20 protein-coding genes are annotated in these 19,899 nt (G+C 35.0%); 14 read left to right on the top strand and 6 right to left on the bottom strand.

Annotated elements, in window-relative coordinates:
- Nucleotides 1–130: 130 nt before the first annotated feature.
- A complete protein-coding gene (locus NCCP28_RS20380) occupies nt 131–1,684 on the bottom strand; it encodes a PTS transporter subunit EIIC (RefSeq protein WP_248563058.1) in 1,554 nt (517 codons plus the stop codon).
- A gap of 991 nt (nt 1,685–2,675) precedes the next feature.
- Between NCCP28_RS20380 and NCCP28_RS20385 the strand changes: the two genes are divergently transcribed.
- Genes NCCP28_RS20385 through NCCP28_RS20400 form a run of 4 tightly spaced genes read left to right on the top strand, consistent with a single transcriptional unit; the run spans nt 2,676 to nt 6,464 of the window.
- Nucleotides 2,676–3,386: an ABC transporter permease gene (locus NCCP28_RS20385; RefSeq protein ID WP_248563109.1), complete on the top strand. Its 711-nt coding sequence runs from the start codon at nt 2,676–2,678 to the stop codon at nt 3,384–3,386.
- A gap of 18 nt (nt 3,387–3,404) precedes the next feature.
- Complete coding sequence (locus NCCP28_RS20390) at nt 3,405–4,196, top strand: ABC transporter ATP-binding protein (RefSeq protein ID WP_248563059.1); 792 nt, start codon at nt 3,405–3,407, stop codon at nt 4,194–4,196.
- Nucleotides 4,197–4,225: 29 nt separating this feature from the next.
- Nucleotides 4,226–5,233, top strand: a complete 1,008-nt coding sequence (locus tag NCCP28_RS20395) for an ABC transporter substrate-binding protein (protein WP_248563060.1) — start codon at nt 4,226–4,228, stop codon at nt 5,231–5,233.
- Between the two features lie 37 nt (nt 5,234–5,270).
- Entirely contained in the window at nt 5,271–6,464 is a 1,194-nt protein-coding gene (locus NCCP28_RS20400; RefSeq protein ID WP_248563061.1) for an LLM class flavin-dependent oxidoreductase, read from the top strand.
- Nucleotides 6,465–6,779: 315 nt separating this feature from the next.
- Here NCCP28_RS20400 and NCCP28_RS20405 read toward each other — a convergent pair whose 3' ends face one another.
- Nucleotides 6,780–7,214 carry a GNAT family N-acetyltransferase gene (locus tag NCCP28_RS20405; RefSeq protein WP_248563062.1) on the bottom strand — a complete coding sequence of 145 codons (435 nt, stop codon included), beginning with the start codon at nt 7,212–7,214 and terminating at the stop codon, nt 6,780–6,782.
- A 114-nt stretch (nt 7,215–7,328) separates the two neighbouring features.
- Between NCCP28_RS20405 and pdxR the strand changes: the two genes are divergently transcribed.
- The 3 genes from pdxR to NCCP28_RS20420 all read left to right on the top strand — a co-directional run bounded on the left by pdxR (nt 7,329) and on the right by NCCP28_RS20420 (nt 9,400).
- On the top strand, nt 7,329–8,732 hold the full coding sequence (pdxR, locus tag NCCP28_RS20410) for a MocR-like pyridoxine biosynthesis transcription factor PdxR (protein ID WP_248563063.1): 1,404 nt from the start codon (nt 7,329–7,331) through the stop codon (nt 8,730–8,732).
- A 21-nt stretch (nt 8,733–8,753) separates the two neighbouring features.
- Nucleotides 8,754–8,924, top strand: a complete 171-nt coding sequence (locus NCCP28_RS20415) for a hypothetical protein (RefSeq protein ID WP_248563064.1) — start codon at nt 8,754–8,756, stop codon at nt 8,922–8,924.
- Between the two features lie 167 nt (nt 8,925–9,091).
- Nucleotides 9,092–9,400 (top strand): hypothetical protein, encoded by a 309-nt coding sequence (locus tag NCCP28_RS20420; protein WP_248563065.1) that lies wholly within the window; start codon nt 9,092–9,094, stop codon nt 9,398–9,400.
- Between the two features lie 96 nt (nt 9,401–9,496).
- On the opposite strand, the gene NCCP28_RS20425 is transcribed toward NCCP28_RS20420, so the two are convergent.
- Together NCCP28_RS20425 and NCCP28_RS20430 are read right to left on the bottom strand one after the other, a co-directional pair.
- Nucleotides 9,497–10,228: a DsbA family oxidoreductase gene (locus NCCP28_RS20425; RefSeq protein ID WP_248563066.1), complete on the bottom strand. Its 732-nt coding sequence runs from the start codon at nt 10,226–10,228 to the stop codon at nt 9,497–9,499.
- 390 nt (nt 10,229–10,618) lie between these two features.
- Complete coding sequence (locus tag NCCP28_RS20430; RefSeq protein ID WP_248563067.1) at nt 10,619–11,101, bottom strand: DUF2798 domain-containing protein; 483 nt, start codon at nt 11,099–11,101, stop codon at nt 10,619–10,621.
- 462 nt (nt 11,102–11,563) lie between these two features.
- Here NCCP28_RS20430 and NCCP28_RS20435 point away from each other — a divergent pair, with 462 nt between their 5' ends.
- Nucleotides 11,564–12,568, top strand: a complete 1,005-nt coding sequence (locus NCCP28_RS20435; protein ID WP_248563068.1) for an LLM class flavin-dependent oxidoreductase — start codon at nt 11,564–11,566, stop codon at nt 12,566–12,568.
- 190 nt (nt 12,569–12,758) lie between these two features.
- Here NCCP28_RS20435 and NCCP28_RS20440 read toward each other — a convergent pair whose 3' ends face one another.
- Together NCCP28_RS20440 and NCCP28_RS20445 are read right to left on the bottom strand one after the other, a co-directional pair.
- Nucleotides 12,759–13,097 (bottom strand): antibiotic biosynthesis monooxygenase, encoded by a 339-nt coding sequence (locus NCCP28_RS20440; RefSeq protein ID WP_248563069.1) that lies wholly within the window; start codon nt 13,095–13,097, stop codon nt 12,759–12,761.
- Nucleotides 13,098–13,166: 69 nt separating this feature from the next.
- The gene (locus NCCP28_RS20445; RefSeq protein WP_248563070.1) at nt 13,167–13,547 is read right to left on the bottom strand and encodes a hypothetical protein; all 381 of its coding nucleotides are present in this window, start codon (nt 13,545–13,547) and stop codon (nt 13,167–13,169) included.
- Between the two features lie 379 nt (nt 13,548–13,926).
- On the opposite strand from NCCP28_RS20445, the gene NCCP28_RS20450 reads away from it, so the two are divergent.
- The 6 genes from NCCP28_RS20450 to NCCP28_RS20475 all read left to right on the top strand — a co-directional run bounded on the left by NCCP28_RS20450 (nt 13,927) and on the right by NCCP28_RS20475 (nt 19,601).
- Nucleotides 13,927–14,346, top strand: a complete 420-nt coding sequence (locus tag NCCP28_RS20450) for a hypothetical protein (protein ID WP_248563071.1) — start codon at nt 13,927–13,929, stop codon at nt 14,344–14,346.
- A 1-nt stretch (nt 14,347) separates the two neighbouring features.
- Nucleotides 14,348–15,016: a PspA/IM30 family protein gene (locus NCCP28_RS20455; RefSeq protein ID WP_248563072.1), complete on the top strand. Its 669-nt coding sequence runs from the start codon at nt 14,348–14,350 to the stop codon at nt 15,014–15,016.
- Nucleotides 15,017–15,095: 79 nt separating this feature from the next.
- Nucleotides 15,096–15,743: a M50 family metallopeptidase gene (locus NCCP28_RS20460; protein WP_248563073.1), complete on the top strand. Its 648-nt coding sequence runs from the start codon at nt 15,096–15,098 to the stop codon at nt 15,741–15,743.
- 284 nt (nt 15,744–16,027) lie between these two features.
- The gene (locus NCCP28_RS20465; RefSeq protein WP_248563074.1) at nt 16,028–16,702 is read left to right on the top strand and encodes a response regulator transcription factor; all 675 of its coding nucleotides are present in this window, start codon (nt 16,028–16,030) and stop codon (nt 16,700–16,702) included.
- The gene (locus tag NCCP28_RS20470) at nt 16,692–18,110 is read left to right on the top strand and encodes a sensor histidine kinase (RefSeq protein ID WP_248563075.1); all 1,419 of its coding nucleotides are present in this window, start codon (nt 16,692–16,694) and stop codon (nt 18,108–18,110) included. The genes NCCP28_RS20465 and NCCP28_RS20470 overlap by 11 nt, the downstream gene beginning before the upstream one ends.
- A 699-nt stretch (nt 18,111–18,809) precedes the next feature.
- Nucleotides 18,810–19,601, top strand: a complete 792-nt coding sequence (locus NCCP28_RS20475; RefSeq protein WP_248563076.1) for an aminoglycoside phosphotransferase family protein — start codon at nt 18,810–18,812, stop codon at nt 19,599–19,601.
- Nucleotides 19,602–19,899: the final 298 nt, after the last annotated feature.

The raw sequence follows: 19,899 nt of genomic DNA on the forward strand, positions 1-19,899 counted from the left end.
GATAGATATGTGTGTATAGAAAATTTACACTAGCTTTTTAGACATTTCAGTACTGTATAACGAATATTGGAAATTTTTCGAATGGATGATTGCTTTTCGATAAGCCAGCGATTATAAATGGAAGTATAGCTTACATTGCTTCTTCAATTTCTGCTTTTATAACCGATGACTTAGCCCCGAAGATGACTTGAACGCCGTCTCCAACTTTTAACACTCCAGAAGCTCCCAATTGTTTTAAACGGTTATCATCGACCAGTGAAATGTCCTTTACACCAACACGGAGTCTGGTAATGCATGCATCAAGATTTGTAATATTATTTTTTCCGCCAAGCGCTATTAAAATCTCAATTGGTAATGCAGAAGACTTGGTTCCTTTTTTATTTGCCATATCTTTGCTTGAGTATAGGCGGGTTTCTTCCTCATCTGATTCTCGTCCTGGTGTTTTATAGTTATTTCTTTTGATTAAAAACTTAAATATAAAATAATAAACGAAAAAGTATATAATGCCTAATAAAAGAATAAAGATCCAGTCATTATTTATATTTGGAAGAGCATTAAATAAGGTGAAATCGATTATTCCTGAACCTCCTGCAAATCCCGAATGAATGTCCAGCGCACTTGCAAGAGCGTAGGCTGATGCTGCCAACAGCGTATGAACTATATATAATAACGGAGCAACAAATAAAAAGGTATATTCAATAGGTTCTGTAATGCCTGTTAAAAATGCAGTTAGGGCAGCAGCCAACAACAGTGATTTTGTAACTTGCTTTTTATTTGTTTTAGCACAGTGGTACATAGCGAGTGCAGCTCCAGGCAAACCAAACATAACGGGAATAAATTTACCGCCTATATATTGACCCCCAGTTATATTTACAGATGGATCTTTTAAAGCATCTATTACTTGGGCAATATAAATATTTTGGTCGCCAACGATTTTGGCTCCATCAAGTGTTGTATATACTCCGCCAATATCGGTGAATAAAAGAGGAGCATTATAAATATGATGAAGGCCGAAGGGAACCAATAATCTTACTACTCCACCATATAATCCGACTGTAAACGGATTTGCGTGAGTAGCTATGTATTCTCCTACTGATCCAATAACAGTTTGAATAGAAGGCCAAATGAAATAAAAAACGCAAGCGAATATTACCGCTCCAATGGAAGAAACAATTGGCACAAAGCGTTCTCCTCCAAACAAAGCTAATGAATCAGGAAATCTTGTTTTATAAAACTTATTATATAGATATGCTGTCAGAAAACCGATAAAGATACCGCCGAATACACCTAACTGAAGCGTAGGGATCCCCAACTCAGTTCCTAGCATTTTTTCATTTAAATTTGGCTTGTTAATTTCAATGAGAGCCCCAATTACTGTATGCATTACTAAAAATGCAATTAAACTTGAAAAACCAGCCATTACTTTATTTGTCCAGCTGGCAGCAATCACAACTGCAAAAAGTACAGCTAAATTAGCGAAAACGGCTTGTCCTGACTTTTGCAGAAGTATCCCTCCCGTTTGAAATCCATCAGAAGCAAGAAACGGCAGTAGTTTTTGAATATTGGGATTAATGATGATTCCGCCAATTCCCATAAAGATTGACACAAGCGGCAAAATCAATACTACTCCCATCATGGATTTTCCTATACGTTGAAAAAAATCAAAGGATATTTTATTTTGCATATATTTTATTCCCTTTCTTTTTAATATTTGGAATTTTACGGAGAAAGTTTTATTTATTAATGGTCAAACTTTCTTTTTATGATGATAATTACTTTATTTTTTAATAAAGTTTTATGTCACTGTATTGCTTATGGTTGTCCAATTCACAAATATAAAAAGCTGTGACTAAAAAAGAATATGCTAGATTAATTGCAATTAATAAGAGGATTATAAACTTATTATTCCTATAATTCAAGTAGGTTTAAGAAGAATTAAAACTCTTATTTGATTTAGAAACCCTCTATATCCATCTAATAATGCTTTAATTGGGATCTTTTTGATATTTTTACTGTTTTTTTACTTTTGGCGGAAAATCGTAAGACAAGATGAGTTTTTCCCAGCTAAAACGAGTAAGCTGTTTTAGTAAGCATTCAATTAACTTATAGTTTAGGGAATAGATTAGAGATAGAAAAAAGGAAAAGATATATAAGTAAGGGAGATTCGTATCGTAATAGGCAGATCGAATGAAAAGAGAGAAATAATTTCTTGACGCAGGGAGAAAGTAGACACCTCAAGAAATTATTTCTAAAAGAACTGCAAAAATGCTTAGATGTTAAATTCCTAGTTGACACCTAAGAATAATGGATATAATATTGTTATCAGATAATTACATTAAACAGTTAACAAACTTGTTAATTTTATATTTTAATAGAGTCAACTGGACAACCAGAGACCCTGAAAATAATTTACTTTTAAATGTAAATTTATTTTTAGAGGTCTCTTTTTGTTTAGAAATGCTAATTTATCAGGTTTTTTGCCTGTGGCAGTCGTTTAAAATGTGTTATCGGAATATTCGTTTTATTAAAGAGGGGAGAAGATTAAAATAGCTACACCAAGTATTAAAAACAGCAATTATATACATAAGACTAAACAAATATCCCTATTTCGCCGAGCGAGTAAGGTTTCTTATACAAATCTTATAATAAAATTTGGTTTTCCTTTATTGTTAATCATGATGTGGGAATTTCTAAGTGATCGAGGAGTTATTAGCTCAACTGTTTTACCAGCTCCTTCCGTTATTGGAGCAACATTTTTAGATTTATTGCTGTCGGGTGAAATTTTTATTCATGTTGGCATTAGTTTTTGGCGCATTATTCAAGGATTTGCCATAGGCAGTTTTTTAGGAGTGGCTTTTGGAATTTTAATTGGCTTAAATAAAGGGGTAGAACAAGCTACATCCCTTATTACGGGGATTTTGCGCCCTATTCCTATTATGGCTTGGGTGCCTGTCCTTATCTTATGGATGGGAATTGATGAGTCTTCTAAAATAACTGTTATTGCTATAGGAAGTTTTTGGCCGGTTCTAATTAATGTGATAGACGGAATTAAGAATACGGATAAAAAATATCTGGAGGTAGCAAAAATTCTTGAAAAAAATAAGAGAACTTTCCTTTTGCGAGTAATCCTTCCTTCTGCTCTTCCATCCATCTTTACAGGATTGCGTGTAGGAATGGATTTAGCATGGAGAAGTGTAGTGGGGGCAGAGTTGATTGCGGCTTCAGCGGGCATTGGATATATGATGTCATATGCCCGTGAACTTTCACAGACGGATGTAATGCTTGCCGGTGTTTTATGCATTGGGTTAGTTGGTTTGCTTTTGGATATTGTACTGAAAAAGATTCAGGCACATTTTATCAAATGGAATGTTAATTATTTTAAATAAGTGAAAGAGGCGAAAAAAATGCTTGATGGAGTCCATGATAAGGAGCTTTTAAAAATAGAAGGGCTTAATAAAGAATTCCTAATCGATACCGGAAACGTTAAAGTTCTCAATAATATTAATTTGAAAATAAAAACGGGAGAATTTATTTGTATTGTAGGAGCCAGTGGCTGCGGAAAGAGTACTTTGCTTAGAATTATTGCAGGACTAGAGAAGGAATACGGTGGAGAAGTATTAGTAAAAGGAGAAGCCGTTGCGGGGCCAGGGATAGATAGAGGCATGGTGTTTCAAGAATCGCGGCTTTACCCTTGGCTGACGGTGGAAAAAAATATTGCTTTTGGAGTTCAAGACAGGGTTTCTGCAAAGGAGAAAAAACGTTTAGTTGAAGATCATATAAAATTGGTTGGTCTTAATGAGTTTTCTAAAGCTTATCCCCATCAATTATCTGGAGGAATGCAGCAAAGAGCAAGCATTGCACGAGCATTGATAAATAAACCTAAAGTGCTGTTATTAGATGAACCATTTGGCGCACTTGATGCAATGACTAAGATACATATGCAGGAGGAGGTTCTGCGGATTTGGAAAAAGGAAAAAACAACCATGATACTTGTTACCCATGATATTGATGAAGCAATCTATTTGGCGGATAGAGTGATTGTTATGTCCAGCAGACCTGGGACGATAAAAAGAATTGTTCCAATTGATCTGCCACGTCCGAGAGATCGAAATAGTTATGACTTTGTACATATCCGCAATGCTATATACAATGAATTTTTTGTTAAAGAGGAAGAACCATTTGTATATACTATCTAGTTATTTGTAATCTATGGGGGGAATTCACGATGAAAAAGGCGCAGATCATTCTAATGGGAATTGCTGTATTGCTATTAATGGTGGTTGCAGGATGCGGCCAAGCAGACAGCACCAATAAAGAAAATACAATTGAAAAAAAACAAGGAGAAAAAGTAACGACTATACGATTTGGCCATACTACAGTTCCTTCGATGCTTGCTGTTGCCAAAGAAGAAGGTTTTTTTGAAGAGGAATTTAAAAAAGATGGAATTGCTATTGAATATGATAAATTTCTATCTGGACCTCCACTTATTGAGGCTTTTGCGGGAGAACGATTAGATTTTGGGCAAGTAGGCGATCAACCGGCAATTCAAGCAAAAGCTAATAATATTAAAATTAAAGCAGTGGGCGTTTATTCCTCTGGTTCCAAAAGCATTGGATTAGTTGTTCCAGAGGGTTCGAAAATAAATTCTATTAAAGATTTAAAAGGAAAAAAAGTGGGGGTTACAGTAGGTTCTGTAGGACACAGGTTGCTTAATGCATATTTGGAGGAAAATGGTTTATCTCCAAAAGACATACAACAAATAAATCTGCAGCCGCCAGATATAAAAACGGCAATTGAACAAAAAAATATTGATGCAACTGTAACCTATGAACCTTGGATTTCTACGATGGAGGAGCAAGGCATTGGGCATCAGGTTTTAGATGCCACCGGCCTTTTGAATAGTTATAGTCTTTATGTAGTTTCTGAGTCTTTTGCGAAAAATCATCCAGAGATTGTAGAAAGAGTACTAAAAGTTCTTGATAAAGCAGAAAAATGGAGTCAAGAGCATCCTGATAAAGCGATTGAAGATATATCTAAATTATATGGAACTGATAAGAAAATTGTAGAAAAATCCATGTCAAGAATCAATTATGATATCCGTTTAAAAGAGGAAGCCATTGATTCTATAGGGGAGACATCTAAAGCTTTAAGAGAAAATAAAGTGATTAGAAAAGATGTCGACGTAAATGATTTAGTAGATGCAAGCTATCTAGAGAAAATTGGGATTCAATAATAAAACAGGATGAAAAATATAGGAGAGTGAAGATGGCATGAATGAGAATATAAAAGATGTTGAATTCGGCTGGTTTATCCCTGTACGCGGCGATGGCAGATATGTAGGCGTGGAACCAGAACGCGAACCAACGATGGAGTATTTAATTAAGGTAGCCCAAGCTGCTGAAAATGCTGGTTTTAGTTTTGCTTTGATTCCAACGGGAAGAGCATGCGTAGATTCATGGATTATAGGAACAGTGATAGCTTCCCATACAAAATCGCTTCGACCGCTAGTTGCTATGCGGCCAGGTCTAATAGCTCCAGTGGCAGCTGCAAGAATGGGGGCTTCTTTAGATGTAGCTTCAAATGGCAGAGCGATGTTTAATATAGTGACTGGACATTCTGCTCAAGATTTAAAAGAAACAGGTGATCCGCTTTTTGATTCCCATGATGAAAGGTACGAAAGAACCAGTGAGTTTTTAAACATTGTAAGAACTCTTTGGGAGAAATCGAAGGGACCTGGCTATTCAGAGTTTTCAATAGGAAAACCCAAAAATGCAGACGAAGATAAACTGGATTTTAATGGTAAATATTATAGTTTAGAAGGCACTATAAGTTATCCTGCGGCAGTTCAAATGCCGCATCCGCCTATCTATTTCGGCGGAAGTTCAGCAATTGGAAAAAGAGTAGCAGTTGAAACAGCGGATGTTTATCTTATGTGGGCAGAACCTGTAGACTGGATTAAGGAACAAATTAAGGAGGTAGAAGGATATAGAGCTGAATTAGAAAAAAATAAGGGAATTAAACGTTCTTTACGCTACGGATTACGTGCGCATGTTTTAGTAAGAGAAACAGAAGAAGAAGCTTGGAATGCGGCATGGGAGATAATCAGCAAAGTTGATCAGGCCACTATAGAGAAAGCAGATGAAAAGTTTTCAACATTTGAAGCGGTCGGCCAAAAAAGGCAAAATCAATTGCGATCGTCTTCAAGAGAAAAAGATTATATGGTTGCACCAAATCTTTGGTCAGGCTTATCTTTAGTGCGTGATGGAGGAAGTCTGCTTTTTGTAGGTACGCCTGAACAAATAACAGAGCGATTCTCAGAATATATTGAAGCAGGCATTTCTACATTTATTTTATCAGGATATCCGCATCTTGAAGAAGCAACTAATACAGGACGTTTATTATTGCCGCTGATTAAAGAGAAGTTATCTGCAAAGTATAATGTTTCATTTAATGGGAAAGTTTAAATGTATCGCTTTATGGGACCGAAATATAGTAGTGCATAAAAAAGCTGCAAAGTTCTATGCAGCTTTTTCTTATTTAAAATTAAAGAGATTAAAAAAGGGGACAGTAATAATCATTAGGCAAATAAAATCTTAAATTAACTTAGTTTCTTCTATTATATATTGATTAAATAAATATAAGTGTGATTGCAGCTCAGTTGCAGAGCAATGGGCTGTTCACCGATTGGTTGTTCTGTCTGCCGAGTTATTTTCATAAAAAACGTTAAGCATTACCAGCCTTTATGTTTTTATTTTAGATGACTTCATCATATTATCTGTTCAAATCGGAAGCTTTTTAAGAAAAACATAGCTGCCTTTGTTATATTCCATTTTTTCTTCATAAAATCGATGAGCGTCTATACGCTGCAGTCCTGATGAGAGGGAGACAATATCATAGCCATGCTTCTTAGACCATTCTTCTACATAACTTAAAAGTTTAGTGCCATACCCTTTTGATCGATTATTTGCATCTGTAATGAGATCGCATACCCAAATGAATCTGCCATTATATAAAGTAACCATTGGCATAAAACCTATTACTGCTGTAATTTGTGTATTTTTATACAATGCAGCCATTTTATATTGATTCTTTTCTCGCGCTTCTTGCACCAATTGAAGATAATTTGTTTCATCTAAATGTGTTCTTAATTGCTTCATTAATGGAAAGGCTTCTTTCCATTTAAGCTCACTTGTCAATTCTTCTATTTTAATCATTTTTAACATCTCCCTATAAGTGGATTCATCTTTTATTTAATCACAAACTGGTATAATAAAAAGTATCAGTTTAGGAAATTTTAGAGGTTCCAGTTAAGGGGAGGGAAGAAGCTTATGTTGGAAATCACACCAGTTTTAGAATACAAAAGCAATAAACCACTCTATTTGCAGCTGGCTGATTATATCAAACAAGAGATAGCAGCTGGCAAAATTAAATCACAAGAAAAATTGCCTTCCAAAAGAAAATTATCCGATCATCTTGGCTTAAGCCTCAATACTATTCAATCAGCTTATGATCAATTAAATGCAGAAGGATTTATAGAAAGCAGACCTCGGAAAGGTTTTTATGCAATAAAACTTGAAGATGACATAATGGCTAATCAAGAATATTCTCGGAACTGTGAGAAAAAGAATGAAAGTATCCAAGCAAATAATAAAATTGATTTTAATTCGGGCAAAATTGATGTAAGCCATTTTCCTTATTCTACATGGCGGAAGTTGACTGTTTGCTCTTTATACGAAGATCAGGGGGACTTATTTTATACAGGAGATCCTCAAGGAGAGCTTGAACTTCGCAAGCAGATTGCTGCATATTTATTTGCATCCCGGGGAGTTAGATGCTCTTCTGACCAAATTATTATTGGAGCAGGAACCCAGGTGCTGATGGGCATACTGGGTTTAGTGATTGGCAAAGAGAATATTTTCGCAATGGAAGATCCAGGATTTAATCGGATAAGAGCGGTGCTGGAGGATTTGGGAGCATCTGTTAACAGCATTCCTCTTGATAATAATGGCATAGACATAAACCAGTTAGCAAATACGCATGCGGATGCAGTGTATGTGACCCCACCCCATCAATTTCCTTATGGAATGATTATGCCGATTTCCCGCAGACTGGAATTATTAAAGTGGGCAGAAGAAAGGACTGGCTATATTATAGAAGATGACTATGACGGAGAGTACCGTTATAAAGGAAAGCCCATTCCATCCTTGCAAGGACTGGATACAAAAGGAAGAGTTGTTTATTTCGGTACATTTTCAAAGTCTTTGATTCCATCGATTCGCATAAGCTACATGGTATTGCCAGAAGAATTGCTGAAAATATACAAAAAGAGCTTTACCATTTATAAGCAGACTGCTTCCCGTCTTCACCAAGATACATTGGCTCGGTTTATGAAAAATGGCCATTGGCAAACACATTTGAATAAAATGAGGGCGCTTTACCGAAAGAAGCATCAAGTCTTAATAACCTCTGTAAAAAGATATTTAAGGGATAATGTAAAAATAATTGGTGAACATTCAGGTCTGCATATTGTTTTAGAAGTGAACAACAGAATGGAAGAAGAGGTGCTGATAAGAAGGGCGTTCGATGCCGGTGTAAAAGTATATCCATTATCTGTCTATCATGATACGGATATAAAAAAAGATCATGCACATATTTTAATAGGATTTGGCGGGTTATCTGAATCAGAAATTGATAAAGGAATTCAACGGTTAAAAAAAGCTTGGAATTGTTAGAAGCGTCGTTTAGCTTTCGATTTGCTTGAAGAAAGATTAAAAGCTGGAAATAAAAGCAGAATTCAGCATGCAAAAGCTGTATTAAAAAATCCACAAAGCACTTTAGAAAAAGTTGCTGCTGCAAGGACCTTCTTAGAGGAAGCGATTGAGGGATTAGCTGAATTAACAAGAGGCTGTCCGATAAGTTCTTAAAATAAAGAAAGTGAAGAAAGCTGAATTGATTTTCTTCACTTTCTTTTCTATTTTTCGGATTATTATCTGAAAGTAGCTGGCGGATGCCTGCTACTTTCAGGATATTGCGGGCTAAAGCCACCATTCCAAACTCGACATGTACCTTGTCGAGAAAAAGAGGAGTTAAATTGATAAAAAGATTGGTGCAGCAGAAGGAAGAGAGTGTAGTTGATAAAAAAGAAGGCGAGATCGATAGAAAAATGGCGAAATCGATAAAAAGAGGAGCGAAATCGATAAAAAGAGGAGCGAAATCGATAAAAAGATTGGTGCAGCAGAAGGAAGAGAGTGTAGTTGATAAAAAAGAAGGCGAGATCGATAAAAAAATGGCGGAATCGATAAAAAGAGGAGCGAAATTGATAAAAAAATTGGTGCAGCAGAAGAAAGAGTTGGAATTGATAAAAAAGAGGCAGTCCTTTTCGGGTAACCTCATTTATTAAACCTGGGACAAGAGTGTTTAAACCTGCTTTGCCCCAGGTTTTAAAATGGAGAAAAAGAACAAATTTTTTAGAGCTTATTTTTATAACAGAAGCAGTCTATTTTGACGTTGGTGGCACAACACAGCTTCCGTCTTGGCATATAGCGTTATTCCCATTTTCTGAGGAAAGATCTTTAAATTTAGGCTTTGGATTTTCTTCTTCCCAAACCTTTTGAAGGGCACCGACAAATGTTTCAAGGGGCTGTGCCCCTGAAATGGCATATTTGCGGTTGATGATAAAATAAGGAACCCCGGAAATTCCGTATTGCTGGGCAATTTCTTCGTCTATGCGAACATCATTTGCATAGGCTGTTTTATCATTTAGAACATTTATTGAGTCCTCTCTATCTAAACCAGAAGCTTCCGCAATGTCAGCAATAGTATCCACATCACTTAAATTTTTTCCTTCTGTAAAGTAAGCATAAAGCAATTTTTCAGTAAGTGTTTTTTCTTTTCCCTTTTCGCCTGCAAATTTTGCCAGACGGTGGGCATCAAATGTGTTTGTTGGCTTCATTTCATCAAAATTAAAAGTCAATCCCACACCAGCAGCATGTTGGCCTACTTGAACATTATTCTGTTTGGCTTGTTCTATGCTTATTCCATATTTGGATGCAAGGATTTCATGTATGTTTATTCCAGAATAGAGCGGGGCGTTTTGGTCTAATTCAAAACTTTTAAACTCCACTTCCACTTCATTTTTATGCTCAAATTTATCCAGCGCCATTTCCAATCTTCGTTTCCCTATATAACAAAAGGGACAGACAAAATCAGACCATACTTCGATCTGCATATTAACACCTCTTTCCATTCATTACAGGGCATTGTAGCATACATGCCAAAAGACGCAAAGTTATATGCTTCATTTAAAGAAGGGAATAGAAAATCTGTCTTTTTTTTGTAATAGCGTCAGTCGATTATTTCTAAGCGGAAAATATTGTAAGGGAGAGCAGTTTGCTAGATGCTGTTGCGTTTTTAGATAGCGTAAATATAATGGCGAGGCATTATATTTTTAAGAAAAGTACTTTTAGTTTCCTATTAGCAGAGGGAAGAGTACTCTTGTATTAAATTTTACGTATCCAAAAAATCTATTAACTTTTATTTTATATATATAAAATAAAAGTTAGTTTGAAAGTGTTCTTTAAACCAAGCAAGCTAGCCAAGTGGTAGCTTGCTTGGTTTTTTACATGTTTAATTCAGCTTTTTGTGTCAATGGTTTCACATATTTAGTTAATAGCCAACGAGAGATAGGGCCAACAATTAATAATTGTGCTGGAAGTGCCACGATAAAATTTAGCCCAACTGTTTTAAGATAAGCGGTGAAAATAGGACCTTCCATTCCTGTCATGATATTCGTTAAAACAAGGCCATAAATGGACATAATAAGAACCATCATAGGGACCATACAACAAGCGAATACAAGAATGACATTGATTTTTTTCGATTTATCATAAGGAAGTGAAAAGGCAATTTTTCGTGCTTGCGGTTCGACTAATGATTCTACAGTAAAAGCAACGATTAATGTGATAACAAATTGAAACACTGCACCTTTTATTGTAAATGATGAAAATCCGTGTAAAACTGTGTTGTAAAAGGTCATAATAAACACCATTCCAAAACACATAAACATTCCAAAAATAATTCCTTCTTTTTTATTACTAGGCAAATCAAAACATCCTTTCTTTTCAATATAAATGTAATTATATCTGCCTGAAATTTTTTCCATAAGTAACATTTTGATGAAATTTATGTTTATTATATTTCTGATGTAACATTTTTGTTGCATTTTGATAGAGTATTTTTATTGTTTTGCAAGAAAGCACAATAATTTGTTATTTATAGATGGATAAGTATTTTTGAAAAAGATAGAAAATCATTTTGCGATAACTTCAAATGAAAATAAATTAGGTTGTCACTTGGCTATTTCTTTTTTTTTAATAGAGTGATTATGTATGGGCAAAATATTTCTAAGCATATGGGATAGATGCTAATTTAAATGAAAATATAATCTTTCTATTCACTACAATGCATAAAGCGATTCGATTTGATATCCAAGCATATCAGTTTGTTTTTGCTAAGCTAGTTGCTACTATAGTAGGGTATCTTGATTTAGAAAGGAATTATAGAAATGACAAATATAAATATACCCGTTTCAGTTTTAAACCTTGCACCAATTCGCGAGGGACAGGAACCTAAAGAAGCTATTGAATCAATGATTGATTTAGCTCAAGCTACGGAGGAAATGGGGTATAAGCGGTACTGGATTGCTGAACATCATAATTCTCCCACATTAGTAAGTTCAGCTACTTCCATTTTAATTAAACATACATTGGAGCATACAAAAACCATCCGTGTTGGATCTGGCGGGATTATGCTGCCAAATCATTCTCCGTTAGTTGTTGCCGAACAATTCGGCACAATGGCAACCATTTATCCAAATCGTTTAGATTTAGGACTTGGCAGGGCTCCTGGCACGGATATGAAAACGGCAAGTGCGTTACGGCGTTCACAAAATGATGCCGCTGTTTATACATTTCCTGATGACGTAAATTCCTTGCTCGCTTATTTTGGGCCGAAAGAAAAACAAGGCTATGTGAAGGCATATCCAGGTGTTGATACAAATATTCCATTATATATTTTAGGATCATCAACAGATTCAGCCTATTTAGCGGCTAAATTAGGGCTTCCATATGTATTTGCTTCACATTTTGCTCCTAGATATATGGAGGAAGCGATCTCGATTTACCGTAATCGATTCCAGCCTTCTGAATATTTAGATGCTCCATACATGATGGTTTGTTTAAATGTAATTGCAGCGGAAACGGATGAAAAAGCGAAAAAAGAGTCTACAACGATGCAGCAATTTTTCCTGAATGTTGTCCGAGGTACCCAAAACCCCTTGCAGCCGCCAGTGGACAGCATGGATGCCATTTGGCGTCCACATGAAAAAGAAATGGCTTCCTCTATGTCCAGTATGACGTTTATGGGAAGCAAAGAGACAATAAAAGCACAGTTAATGAATTTTCAAGAAAAGTATCATGTAGATGAGATTATGGCGGTTTCTTATATCTTTGATCCTGATAAACAAAAACGGTCGTATCAAATCTTTAAGGAAATTGTTGAAGAAAAATAAATGAAAAAAGGGGGAAACTCTCAAAATTCGTTTTACTGAGTTTTGAGGGCTGCCCCTTTGAAGATGGAAAAATAAATATTTATAGCAAAAGAAATTGACTTATTGGACATTCCGTTTCTTCCGCTGAATGAATGTGCCAGATTTGTTTATCCTGCATGAAGAATATAATTCTCATTGATTAAATTTCACCTTATACAGGGTTTTCTTCTTTTCTTACTGCCTTTTTAACTGCTTTAACTTCATACTTGCCTACTTCTGTATGGATAATATATTCTGGTTTTGCTTGATTATTTTTGGCTTTATGGCCAGCAATATGTGCATCGCTTTTTTCCCATTGTTTCCAATAATCTTCTGATTCCCAGGTTACTAAAATAATGACTTCTTCCTCGCCACGTCTCACTTTTTTTACCATGATTTTAAGGTCAACAAAACCTTCTTGTTCTTCAATAATTCCTGCTTTGCTGAATCGATTTACTACTTGTTCAGCGTTTCCTTCTGTTATGGTCATTTTTCTTAATTGAATAAACATAAATTATCTCCAATCTGTATTTTATAGATAAATTAATTATTTCTACACACTTAAGCGCTGTATTTAAAATTATTCTTCTGTTGGCACGTTATCTTTAGGCGTCGCTTCTTCATCTACAATAGCGTTATTTCCCTTTACTTCCTCTTCATGGATTTCAAATAATTGAATAAATTCATTGATGATTGTTTCAACAGCTTTTAACTCGCCCACTAAAATGGGGTTAATGGATTGTAGTTCTGGTGATTCTAATTGTTGTTTTAATGTTGCACGTTTTACATTTAACCTGTCTAAAAATTCAATGGCTCTTCCTCGCCGGAATGTTTTTGCCCCCCGATGATGTTCTTTGCGTTTATGGCCGCCGCCTTTAGGATGACGAAATTCTTCTCGATTATGCTCACCTTCAAATGGTCTTTCATCTCTTTTGTATCCTCTGTCGTGATTGTTTCTCATCATATCACTCCTTTTTTGTATACGGATGTATATCGTAGAATAATTGTATACGTTTGTATACAAAGTGTCAATATAACCTTTGCCAAATTATATAATCTTTAAGAATGCATACTTTTAAATACATTTTTTCATCTAGTTTCTATCTATAGTTTAGACGATATAGAGAAATTAAATCTAAAGGATATTATTCTGTTCATTTAAAATCAGTCTACCCACATAAAAGTTTGTTTTCATTTAATTAAAGCAGCTAATATCTACTCTTTTTTTTCTTTTCTTACAAAAACTTAAAAGAAATTCTATTAATTGAAATGATTTCACCAAGTTTTCACCAAAGGCTACTAAACTACAACTATCGAAAAGGAAAGGAGGAAAGAAAACAGTGAATACTAGAATAAAAAAAGGTATTTTCTGGAGTACAGTCATTACATCGATGGTTGTAGTAATGAGCTTTATCTCCAATCTAATAGGAGGAACCGTTACTTTTGCAGCTGGTTTTCATGAACACGGAAGGGGCATGGAAATGCATCCGCAAAATGGATTTGGACATGAACGGATGATGGAAGGTTTTCACCATGGAGTTGGCTTTTCTTGGATAGGATTCCTATTATTCCTTATCATTGGACTGGCTGTTTTAGTAATAGTAGTTAAATGGCTAAAAAAGAAGTCAAAAACTTCTTCTATGCAACAGTTTATTGATACATCCTTAGCATCTTCACCGAAGCCATTAATAAACCATAATAATGCAAGTATTTTAGATCAATGGGAAAAAAATATCACAACGAAAAAGGAGAGTAAATAAAATGGGTATTTTTAAAAGAATCAAAACAATCGTAAAGGCGGATATTAATAGTTTACTAGATAGCATGGAGGATCCAATTGGAATGCTGAATGAGTATTCCAGAGAAATGGAGCAAGAGATAGGAAAAGCACAAAAAGCTTTATCCCAGCAAATTTTTGTGGAAAATAAACAAACCGCTCTTTTATTAGAAACCAAAGAGCTAGTGGAAAAAAGAACCCGGCAGGCAAAACTGGCAATCGATAAAGGGGAAGAGGCTATTGCCAAATTAGCGGTACAGGAGAAAATCCATCATGAAAAACAGCTGAGTCTTTATGAACAGCAGCTGGAAGCAATAAAAGAGCAAACGGTGATGCTGAAAGAAAAAGTAAATGAACTGCAAACCACGTATCATGAATTGCAGCATAAAAAAATCTTGTTAGCTTCACGAGCAAATGTAGCAAAATCTATGAAGCAGATTCAAAAAGTTTCGAATTCATTCCAATCAGATACTATTCTAAGAGGTGTGACAAAAGCAGAAGAACAAATTCTCTTAATGGAGGCAGAAGTGCAAGCAGGAAGCTATTCTTCGAATCCATTATCAAGCTATGAAGCAAACAGCTTAAACTTGGTAGGCGAAGAAGAGATCAGCAGGGAAATAGAGAAGCTAAAGAGTGAAAAAGAGACAATATAATTGAAGATATACAGAAAAGAAGCACCTGAATAGATAGGAAGGTGCTTCTTTTCTGTATAAAAAAGAGAGGAGAATATAGGTGAAGGATAATGCTTTTCTTATTATTATTTATTTGGGGGCAGCACTGATTATTAGCAGAATTTCTTTTTTGAAAGTTTATTTTTCGATTTGGAATACGCTGATTTTAGAAACTTTTTTGGTTTTTATAGGTGGAAAAAATAATAGATTGATATGGAATAAAGATAAATTCAAAAAAAGAACAGAGTTAGAAAAAATTGCCTTAAAGAATTTATTTAATCTGTATATTGGTTATACTGTAACATTGGTCGTGGCAATAGGGTTATTTTATTTAGCAGGAAAACAAAACTATTATCTAATTTTATGTTTATTAATTGGCTTACTGGTACTCGTCCTTTTCTTATGGATTCGTAATCCAATTAGATGTATGTGGATAATAACATGTATTCTTTTATTAGCTATACCGCTGTATTTCAACCAAAAGACAGCCATTATGCATTTAGGAATTTTTCTCCCTTCTATTATTCTTGTACAATCTATTCTAGATTCGTGTAAGGAAATCAAAAGAAGTATTATTAATCGAAATGTTTATACAAGTAAAGGGTTTTTATCAAGACTAAAGTGGATTCCAGCGATGATGGTGGGATTAGTGCTGCTTGGACAGTCTCTTTATGCAGTTTTTTTTATTGTAAAAACATTTTTAAGTTAATATTAAGAAAAAGTTGGTAGGATTCAAGAGATTGGAATAGGAGATTAATGGATTGGTAAAAAATGTAAAAATGAGTTACTAATTTATATAGGATGACAAAGCAAGAGAAAGTCCAGATATACAGGTTTAGCTGCATAAACGCTGGGTGAAATAGAGCATGTTTAGCTAATCTAAACATGCTCTATTCTTTTTATTAAGGTGGTTTATTTACGAACTTCTTATGCTGAAAGGATTTCCACTGAATTTTAGCAACGATATAAATAGATGTAAAAGGGGGAGTTTGCTTGAACATTCTGTTGGCAGAAGATGACTTGCAATTGGGTGAACTAGTGGAATATATGTTAAAGAAAAAGGGAGGATATAAGGTAGATTGGGTCACGGAGGGAGAAGATGCATACGATTATGCCAATGCATCTTACTATGACATATTGATATTAGATTGGATGATGCCAAATGGAGATGGTGTTTCGGTTTGCAGGCGTTTAAGAAGCAGACAGTATTCAGGGGCAATTTTGATGCTGACTGCAAAAGATTCTGTGGAAGATCGCATTAGCGGTTTAGATGCTGGGGCGGATGATTACCTGGTTAAGCCCTTTGAAATCGATGAACTTCTTGCTCGATTGCGGGCGCTGTCACGACGGAATTATGCCCCCATCCTTGAAGAACAGCTTTTTATTCATGAGATGAAATTAAATCGCCTTAGTCAAACAATAAGCAATAATGGGGAAGAGGTTCAGTTAAGTCCACGTGAATTTCAATTGCTTGATTTATTGGCCCAAAATAAAGGACAGGTACTGCCCCGGGAAGTAATTTTAGATCGCATTTGGGGCTTTGATGCGGATGTATCTATGAAGGCGATTGATGCAACAATCAAACTGCTTCGAAAAAAATTGGATGTGATTGGACAGCAAGAGCTGCTGCAAAGCATAAGAGGGGTTGGTTATAAAGTTGAAAGCTAAAAAAGCATCTCTTATCCATTTATTGAAAAATCGCAATAAATGGGATATCTTTGAGAGCACACAATTTCGTTTAACGGTTCTTTATAGTAGTTTGCTGATGCTTTTTTTGCTCCTTTTTATTGCCGTGGTCTACTTCTTGTTATACTTTACCATTTTCAAAGAACAAGAACGTGATCTAGAGATAAGTGTTAAGCAGGAAGCGGCAAGCATAGAAAATTATTTGACTCAAAATAAGCAAAGCAGCTTATTGGAATTTCAAAATCAAGAATCAGTTGAAAAGGATGTCGATCAATTTTTTTTCTATGTTGTTAATCCTTCAGGGATTCTTGTCCTAGGAGATGAAACAATCTCCGATTTTCGTTCAGAAATATTAAGTACAGTCCAAGGCTGGAATCCTTCCCGAAATGAAATACGCAGCGAAACATTAAAAATAAATTATTCAGAAAGAAGATTAAAAGAAAGAGGAAGAAAAAATGAATTTCAGCCTACCCAAAGGAAAGACACGATTCGTCTATTGATATCTGCCGAACCTATCTATCATCATGGAGAAGTGATAGGAATGCTTTATATAGGGAAGGAGATTTCATTTGCTTATCAATTATTTAAGTGGCTGCCATATATCTTATTAGGAATAGCACTTTTATTTTTAGGGGTGGCTATAGTGATCAGTTATTATATGTCAAAAAAAGCAATGACTCCCATCACAAAAGCTTTTGCTAGACAGCGGGAATTTGTAGCGGATGCTTCTCATGAATTGCGTACACCTTTAAGTGTTATGCTTTCTTCCATTAATGCGATGGAAATGACCACAGAATGGAAAAAAGAGGATTATTCTTATAAGCTGCTTTTCAATTTGAAAAATGAAGTCAAAAGGATGACACAAATGGTGGGGGATTTATTGACATTGGCTCGTTCTGACTTAGAGACAGCAGAACAGGCAAATGAACGATTTGATTTTCAGCCATTTGCCGAAAAAACGATGAAATCTGTACAAACTCTTGCTGACTCCAAACAAATTAAACTCTTTTTTGAGGTCTCTGAATCACTGATCGTCTATGGAGATTCCCAAAAGTTTACTCAGTTATTATATATATTATTAGATAATGCAATAAAATACACCCCAAACGGAGGAAAGGTTTCTCTTTTTTTAGCTGCTGATGAAAAAGATTTGGTGATGAAAGTGCAGGATACGGGGATTGGAATTGATGCTAAAGATCAACAACAAATATTTGAACGTTTCTATCGAACAGATAAATCACGAACAAGGCAAATAGGAGGGCATGGACTCGGGCTTGCTATTGCCAAATGGATTGTCGAAAGTTATAAGGGAACCATTCGAGTTTCTAGTGAAGTGGGGAGGGGAAGCACATTTACGATAAAGATCCCTGTATACAAGGCTGGAACATAAGTATTCCAGTTAAAGATAAAAACGAATGATTATACGGAATTTACGTATAATCATTCGTTTTTATTAAACTTTTAAAAGGGTGGTTTCAGGAAATTTTGTTGTTATTACCCTACCCGTAGCCTGAATACACTTCGCCTGCAGGGTCTAAGCTGTCTTGCTAATCCCACAGGAGTCTACGTGTATTCAGGCTGCTCAGTTTTTCCAGATAATTAATTTTTTTATTTTTAAATTTTTTTAGATAACACCCTTTAAAAACGAAGTGGAATGGAGTGTCTGTAGCGCAATGGAACGAATTCGTTTTTACACTTGACTATATGTAAAAACACAAGTAACCAAGATTGCGAAACTAGCCTTTATTTTAAAGCTAACTTAGAGATTATTCGTCTTTACAGATTATCTAATTAGTTGTGTCCCAACCTTTTTTTAAATCTCTGGATCATCATGTCAAATTATCATCGTTTGCTTATGAAATTAGCTGTCTTAATCTAATAATGTTAAGTGACAAAAAAGTTGTTTGATTTACAATAAAGCTGTTTAAAAAATAATAAAGTTATAAAAAATGCGAGTCATTCTATTTAACAATTGGGCCATATTCTTGAGTAATTAATTGCGGATCTAAGGGAAATTTGGGATGATTAAAAGGAAGTTAAAGGAACATTAGTTGAACAATGGAAATTCATATTAGGGGAGAATATATAGATGCCAAACCATGAAAATGAAGAAATATTAGCAGGAGGGAATGTCTCTAATGTTTATCGTCTTGGAGATACTGTACGTCGAGAATTAAAGCCGGATAGTCCCAAAATTCATAAGCTATTAAAACATTTAGAAAATAATGGATTTAGTTATGCGCCAAGGTTTTTAGGTATTGATGAAAAAGGAAGAGAAATACTCTCCTTTATTGAAGGAGAAGCTGGTAACGATCCTTTAAAAAAATACATGTGGTCTGATAATGTTTTAAAAGATATAGCAAAGATGCTCCGTCTTTATCATGATGCTGTAAGTGATTTTCCATTATCAGAAGATTGGAAACCAATAGATAATACTCCTCACAAAGTGGAGGTATTATGCCATAATGATTTTGCTAGATACAATATTATTTTTAATCATGGAAAACCAATAGGCATTATTGATTTTGATGTGGCTGGACCTGGCCCAAGACTTTGGGACATAGCTTATACTCTTTATACTTGTGTTCCCTTAAGTAGATTTTACCTCTCTGAAACAGGTGAGGAAGTTTATTATAATCCACTGCAGCATGCTAACCGTATAAAACAAAGAGTCAGATTGTTTTTTGAATTTTACGGTGAGGGAATAGAAGAAGATTATTTGGACATGGTACTGCTGCGATTAGAAGGATTATGTAAAACAATTATAAGAAAAGCGAGTGAAGGTGACATTGCTTTTCAAAAGATGATAGATGAAGGGCATCTTGAACATTATCAAAACGATATTAAATTTATTCGTCAACATGGAAAAGAGTGGACTTAAGGATAGTTTTTTATTTAAGAGGTGGCTTTCTTCATTTAAGTCTTTGAAACGTTCTTCCGCAATAAAGGGCTATTGTTGATAAAACTTAGATTTTCAAACGACTTATTGTTAACCCCACCCTAAATTTAGAACGGAGTCATGCTTGTTCGATGTTTTTAAAATTAAATAACTTTATTGTGATTTTGCAAATAAGTAAAGAAACATTTAAAGGCAAGGCTGTGGCTTTGCCTTTTTTATGTTTGTTTCTGCGAAATTTGATTGCTTTTTTTGAATAAAATATCATTCCTTAAATTTTTGC

The sequence above is a fragment of the Niallia sp. NCCP-28 genome, from assembly GCF_023168165.1.
GTDB lineage: Bacteria > Bacillota > Bacilli > Bacillales > Cytobacillaceae > Niallia.